This window comes from Streptomyces sp. NPDC056527, from assembly GCF_042794475.1.
Taxonomy (GTDB): Bacteria; Actinomycetota; Actinomycetes; order Streptomycetales; family Streptomycetaceae; genus Streptomyces.
In genome coordinates this window covers 1-3,486 of the sequence record NZ_JBHTTQ010000217.1, presented here as the reverse complement: position 1 = coordinate 3,486, position 3,486 = coordinate 1, and the positions used below count along the sequence as shown (strand labels likewise).

At 71.7% G+C, this 3,486-nt stretch carries 4 protein-coding genes and 1 tRNA gene; all 5 read right to left on the bottom strand.

From position 1 onward, the window contains the following. A partial coding sequence (locus tag ACFQ7Q_RS37905) for an MFS transporter (RefSeq protein WP_383563755.1) occupies nt 1–994 on the bottom strand: 994 nt, incomplete at its 3' end. After that, nucleotides 991–2,025, bottom strand: coding sequence for a PLP-dependent cysteine synthase family protein (locus ACFQ7Q_RS37900; RefSeq protein ID WP_383563752.1), 1,035 nt, complete (start codon nt 2,023–2,025; stop codon nt 991–993). The genes ACFQ7Q_RS37900 and ACFQ7Q_RS37905, both read right to left, overlap by 4 nt. 62 nt (nt 2,026–2,087) lie before the next feature. Continuing rightward, nucleotides 2,088–2,468: a hypothetical protein gene (locus ACFQ7Q_RS37895; protein WP_383563749.1), complete on the bottom strand. Its 381-nt coding sequence runs from the start codon at nt 2,466–2,468 to the stop codon at nt 2,088–2,090. Nucleotides 2,469–2,555: 87 nt separating this feature from the next. After that, complete coding sequence (locus tag ACFQ7Q_RS37890; protein ID WP_383563747.1) at nt 2,556–3,296, bottom strand: MerR family transcriptional regulator; 741 nt, start codon at nt 3,294–3,296, stop codon at nt 2,556–2,558. Nucleotides 3,297–3,404: 108 nt separating this feature from the next. Further along, a tRNA-Met gene (locus ACFQ7Q_RS37885) sits at nt 3,405–3,478 on the bottom strand. Nucleotides 3,479–3,486: the final 8 nt, after the last annotated feature.

Here is a 3,486-nt window from a genome sequence, read left to right as displayed (position 1 = left end):
GGGCGACGACCGTGTCCATCTCGTACGGGTAGAGCACCGCGTTCGCGACCGCCAGGACCGCCGCGCACAGCAGCAGCCCCGCGAGCCCGGGGACGGCCGACGGCGGCAGGAAGGCCACGCCCATCAGCACCAGGCCGAGGACCAGGCACCGCTCGCGGCTCAACCGGCGCCGGCACCAGGCCGTGATCCGCAGCTGGCCGGCCAGCGCCACCAGCGCGGAGACCACGAAGAGCGCGGTCGTCGCCGCCGTGCCGTCCGCCGCGAGCGGCAGCGCCAGATAGACCTGGAAGGACAGGACGTACGAGCCGGTCATCGCCAGCGAGAAGAGCCAGAAGGTGCGGTTGGTCAGCACCGTACGGAACTGGCCCCGTTCCTCGGCCGCATCCGCCGCCTTGCCCCGTACCGGAAGGTGCCGCAGCTGCACCAGCGTCAGTACGGCGAACAGCACCGCCGCCACCACGCACGTCAGCCGGAACGACACCCCCGTCAGCGCCACCCCCACCAGCGGCCCGAGCAGGATCCCGGCCTGGTAGTACGTGTTGAACAGCGCGAACGCCTCCACCCGCCGCTCCCCCGCCTCCGCCGCGAGGTACGCCCGCACGGCAGGGTTGAACAGCGCCCCCGCCAGTCCCGTCGCCACCGAGGCGGCGACCAGCACCGGCAGCGACTGGGCGAACGCGAGCGCCCCGAAGCCCACCGTCCGCAGCGCGCAGCCGGCGACGATCAGCGGCTTGAAGCCCAGCCGGTCGGCCAGCGCCCCGCCGACCAGGAACAGGCCCTGCTGGGAGAGGTTCCGTACGCCGAGGACGAGACCGACTGACCAGGCCGCCATGCCGAGCCCGTCCGCGAGATGGGCGGCGAGGTAGGGCATCAGCATGTAGAAGCCGAGGTTGATGGTCAGCTGGTTGAGGAAGAGCAGCCGTACCGCGGGCTCGAAGGTACGGCTCTGCCGCCAGATCCCGCCCTTGGCGGGGTCCGGGACCCGGGCGCTCATCGGACCCGCTCCAGGACCCGGCGGGTCCAGCCGTCGACGCCCGCATCGCCCTCGTACGCCGCCGGCTCCTCGCGCGTCGGGGCGTCGAGCAGCCCGTGGGCCGCGCAGAACTCGTCGCTGAAGACCGTGTCGAAGTACCGCTGCGGCCCGTCCGGGAAGACGGCCGCGATCCGTGTCCCGCGCGGCCGTGTGCGGGCCAGCCATCCGGCGACGAGCGCGACCGCGCCCACGCTCCAGCCGCCCGTGGCGAACTGACGCGACGCCAGGCGCCGGGCCGCCCGGACCGCGTCGGCCGGACCGACCCAGTGGATCTCGTCGAAGGCGGCGTGGTCGACGTTGCCGGGGTGGATGGAGGAGCCGAGCCCGCGCATCAGCCGCTCGCCCGCGGGGAGGCCGAAGACGGTGGAGTGGACGCTGTCGACGCCGACCAGCTCCAGGGCGGGGCTGGAGGTGGCGCGCAGCGCGCGGGAGATGCCGGCGGAGTGCCCGCCCGTCCCCACCGCGCAGACCAGGACGTCGATCCGGTCGAGCTGCGCCGAGAGTTCGCCGGCCAGCCCCGCGTACGCCTCGGGGTTGTCGGGGTTGCCGTACTGGTTCGGCCACCACGCCCCGTCGAGGGTCGCGAGCAGCTCCGCCACCCGGTCCATCCGCGCCTGCTGCCAGCCGCCGCGCGGGCTCGGCTCGGAGACGACGTGGACGGTGGCGCCGTGGGCGACGAGCATCCGCTCGACGATGGGTTCGAGACCGGGGTCGGTGACGACATGGACCGGATGGCCGTGCAGCACGCCGGCCAGCGCGAGGCCGAGACCGAGCGTGCCGGAGGTCGACTCGACGACGGGCGCGCCGGGCCGCAGCTCTCCGCGGCGGCGGGCCTGTTCGACCATGTGGAGGGCGGCGCGGTCCTTGATGCCGCCGAAGTTGAAGCCTTCGAGCTTGGCCCAGTAGCCGTCGTCCATCCACAGCACCGGGGTGTTGCCGACGGTCTGCGCGGCGAGGGAGGACAACGCGGCGACGGGCAGCAGTTCGTTCATCAGGAGTACGTCCTTGAAGTGGGTACACCGAAAGGGAGCCTGGTCGTGTCGTGCGACCGTGCTCAGTTCCGGTTCACTCCGAGGGCGATCAGCAGGTGGCCCGGCTCGGGGCCGGGTCCCGCCCGGTCGCGGACGCAGCGCGCACGCGGATCGGCGGGGAAGACCTCGGCATCGGCGAGGAGTACGGCTCCGCCGGCGTCGGGCGCCGCGGGCTGCGGGACCGTCTGGGCGGGCAGATGGACGTCGAAGGACCACGTCTCCCCGGGCCGCTCGCAACCGTGCGGCAGGGCGGGGGCGGTGACGGTGGTCGTGTCGTCGGGGGAGGCGAGCGGATGATGCCCGTTCGTCCCGTGGCAGACGCTCACCAGCAGGGCGAGGAGCGCGAGCAGGACGAGGACGGCGGGCGCCCGCCGTCGAACATCGATCGCTGTCTCGTCACCCATGGTGGGCGTGACGTTACGGTGCGGCAGTGCGCGGCCGCAAAGAGGCGTGCCCGGTTTCGGACACCGTTTACTTCGGGATCGAAGCCCCTACATGTTCCGCTCCGCGTAGACCTCCATCGCGTCGCGGACGAGGAGGGCCGTGCCCTCGCCGTGCCGGTCGTAGTTCCGGCCGAAGCGCGGGTCGTCGACGTACATCCGGCCGAGGCCGATCACGTACTCCTTCGTCGGCGTCGTGGTCGTCGACAGCCACGCGACCTGGCGCCGTGCGATCGCCTGGACCTCGTCGCTGTCGGCGGCGAGGCCGTCCCGGGCCGCCCGGCCGAAGTCGCGGGCGATCCCGGCCTGCTCGTCCATGAACGCCTGCTTCTGTTCGGCGTCGAGCGAGCGCCACCAGCGGTCGCCCTTCTCGTACGCGTCGCGGCCCCAGCGCTCGGTGACCTCCTCCTCGTACCGCGTGTGATCGAATCCGTCGAACACTTCTTCCGCCATGAGTTCCTCTCCGTTCTCCGTCTTGTGGAGAGTGGTCCGCACCGCCTCGATCTGCCGCCCGATCCGCTCCCGCTCCTGTTCGAGGAGGAGCAGATGGGTGCGGAGGGCGGCGGGCGTGTCCCGCTGACCCGCCAGGACCTCGGCGATGGCGGGCAGGGAGAGCCCGAGCTCGCGCAGCAGCAGGATGCGCTGCAGTCGCACGAGCGCCGCCTGGTCGTAGTACCGGTAACCGTTGGCGCCGATCCGGCTCGGCTCCAGCAGTCCGCGCTCTCCGTAGTGCCGGAGAGTGCGGCTGGTGGTGCCGGCCTTCCTGGCGATCTCCTGGATCGACCACTCCATGGGGAAAACGCTAAATCTTGACGTTGCGTAAAGGTCAAGCCCGATGGTGGGCGACACGACGAAGGCCCGGATCCAGTGAATGGATCCGGGCCTTCGTTTGCTACTGAGTAGCGGGGACAGGATTTGAACCTGCGACCTCTGGGTTATGAGCCCAGCGAGCTACCGAGCTGCTCCACCCCGCGTCGGTGAA